Below are 2834 nucleotides of genomic sequence, written 5' to 3'. Positions count from 1 at the left end.
AACCGCCAACATTCATTTTGTGTAAATTTTTATACATTAAATTTAATTCATCTTTTGAGGGTAAGTACCAGTCGCTATATCCATTTAAATTTAAGTTATAGCAAGCACTTGCTGCTGTTTTTTCGTTGCAATAAGTTACAATTTTTTTTGTATTGCTTAAGCCACTGCCAATATATTCTTTTGTAGCTCCTATTTCGGTTTTATAACAGCCCCATTTAAATTTATCCAAATCATTTTCTGCACATACTAAACCATGCTTAGCTGTTTCATCGATATAAAATATTAAGCCTCCTGCATGTTTCTGACCAATAGAATAATTAATTTTATCAATAGTTTTTTCTTTTTTAAACTCTTTATTAATCTTTGCTTTTTCAGTATTTTTTTCTTGTATTAATCTATCATTTTTTTGTTTTGTCTTTTCAGCTTCTTGTATTAATTTATCATTTTTTTGTTTTGTCTTTACAGTTTCTCTTTTTGCTTTTTCAAGTTCCTTTTTTAATTCTCTTATTGAATCATCACGATTTGTAATTCTTATTGATTCTTTAACTGCTTTATCTACATTATATGTGTTTTCTTTATATGTATTTTCTTTTGAAACATTTTCTTTTGCAAACTTTTTATTTTCTTTGATTATACCTAATACAGCTATTACTATAGCTATTACTATAACTATTACTAAAGGTATTAAATTTTTTATATTTTTTGTTCTATGTTTTGTTTCTGTTTTATTATTTTCATTTTTTCTTGCATGCTTAATTATTTCTGTTTTTCTTTCTTTTTTAGCTTTTTTATTTTCATCTTTTAATAATTCAGGCCATTTGTTTTTTCTTTGGTAATAATGAGCAAAGTTTGTTAAATCTTTTGCTGTTGGTCTATCCTCAGGGTTTTTGCTAAGACAAGCTTTTATAATTTTATTAAGTTCAGGAGAAAAGTTCCCTGAAAGATTTGGTATTTCTGCACCTGAGTTTAATGCTAAGCCTCCATGTTCTTCAAAAGGAGTATCATCTGTTAAAAGTTCAAAAATTGTTGCACCAAGTGAGAAAATATCTCCTGCAATTACTGATAATTTTTCTTTACTAAATTTCTCAGGAGCCATATAAGCAAGCGTACCTGCCGAGCTTACTTTACCCATGCTACGAGTGAGTGTTCTTCTCATTTTACTGCTTATTCCAAAATCTGCAAGAAGGTAATCTCCCTTATCGTCAATTAAAAAGTTTTCGGGTTTTATATCCTGATGTATTATTTGAGAATCCTAGGAATGTAAATATTCTAATGCAGAAGAAGCATGAAGCATAAATTTTGCAACTTCATTTTCTGTAAAAGGTTTATCTTTTTCATAAACAGAACCGTTTTTACAATATTGCATTACAAGATAGGGAGAGCCATCTACTTCATCAAAATGTTTTGGTATTAGCAAATTCGGATTATTGAGATTAAAAACCAAAGAGTATTCTTTGCTAAACAAACTTAGCCCTTTTGAGTCCAATCCTTTATTGGGAGAAAATATTTTAAGAGCAACAACAATATTTCCTGCTTTGGTATCTTCAACTTTCCACACTTCTGAAAAACCACCAATACCAAGCTTTTCTATTAGTTTATATCTGTTTGCAAATATTTTTCCTTGTATTAGTTCAGGCACTTATTTGTTTTTTTAATTTTCTGTTAGCATTTATTAAATGCTGTAATTTTTCTTTATGTATTTTTTCAATCTTTTTAACGTCAGTGTTTTTGTAAGCAAGTTCCATGAGTTCAAAAAAACGCTTAAGTTTAAACTCTTGCTTTAGTGCTTTTAAATACTTTAGTTCAAAAGTATTATATTTATTCATTTTTTCAATATAGTTGCTGTACTGTTGTTTCATTTTTTAAATTTTAAAATATTCGTTAGGATATTATCATTAGCAAGAAATACAGCTAATTCTTTTATATGTTTTAACAAATAATCCCAATTTATTTCATCATTTTTTAAGCTAATAATTGTTTCAATGTCCATCCAATCTTTTTGTCTTGTTGATATTGCTTTTTGAATAATAAAATCTTCAACCGAACAAACCTTCATTTTAACACCAAGGTAATCAAATGTTTTTGCATTTTCAATAGCATTTATTTCAAACTCTAATTCTGCAAAAACAATATCAACTTTTATTTTATCAATTTCAACAGGTAAAACATTTGTTTCTTTTACAAATGAAATAGGGTTATCAACAAGTATCGTAGATTTTTTTGCCAAACTATCTATAAAATCAGAAATATCTTTATCAATTTTTATTTTTATATCAATATCAAAAGTTTGACGAGGATTACCATAAATGCTATTAGCAATACCTCCAAAAATCATATACGGTATTTTATTGACGGACAAAAAATCAATTATTTTGTGTAAAGCATTTAGATAATTCATATTATTTAACAAGCTTAATTTTAATAACAAAGTTAGGAAATATTTATAATTAATTAAAAGCTATTAATTTTTTTTTTTAAATTATTCTTAAAAATATTTAGATTATGTTAAATTTACATTTTATAAAAAAGCAAATTATTGAAAAAATAACAATAAAATGAGATGTACAAATTGCGGTTGGATAAATACTGAAGGTAAATTGAGATGTGAAAAATGTAATCAATAGCTTGAATTATCAGAAAAAGAAAGCACAAAAGAAAAAGAGATAAATAAAACTATTAAAGGAGATAGTTCAGAATTACCTTCATGTATGTTTACCATTGCATCATTTAATAATCATAATGACTGGGCATTTGTAAGAACAAAAATAAAAGGCGGATTAAAATATAATAATAATTTATCAGAGAATCTTCATACTAAAGACAAACTTGAAATT

2 protein-coding genes and 1 pseudogene are annotated in these 2834 nt (G+C 26.1%); all 3 read right to left on the bottom strand.

The window, feature by feature from the left end; translation table 11 throughout:
* Positions 1 to 1558, bottom strand: a pseudogene (locus U9R42_08135) (protein kinase).
* A 73-nt stretch (positions 1559 to 1631) separates the two neighbouring features.
* The gene (locus U9R42_08130) at positions 1632 to 1859 is read right to left on the bottom strand and encodes a hypothetical protein (protein ID MEA3495988.1); all 228 of its coding nucleotides are present in this window, start codon (positions 1857 to 1859) and stop codon (positions 1632 to 1634) included.
* Positions 1856 to 2398: a nucleotidyltransferase gene (locus U9R42_08125; protein ID MEA3495987.1), complete on the bottom strand. Its 543-nt coding sequence runs from the start codon at positions 2396 to 2398 to the stop codon at positions 1856 to 1858. Before U9R42_08125 ends, U9R42_08130 begins: the two co-directional genes overlap by 4 nt.
* Positions 2399 to 2834 lie beyond the last annotated feature (436 nt).

The organism is Bacteroidota bacterium (assembly GCA_034723125.1).
Classification (GTDB): domain Bacteria; phylum Bacteroidota; class Bacteroidia; order CAILMK01; family JAAYUY01; genus JAYEOP01.
This window is presented reverse-complemented; position numbering and strand designations above follow the sequence as displayed.

Coding starts and splice junctions, on each gene's coding strand:
- U9R42_08130 (MEA3495988.1), bottom strand. CDS start 1,859: ATGAAACAACAGTACAGCAACTATATTGAAAAAATGAATAAATATAAT.
- U9R42_08125 (MEA3495987.1), bottom strand. CDS start 2,398: ATGAATTATCTAAATGCTTTACACAAAATAATTGATTTTTTGTCCGTC.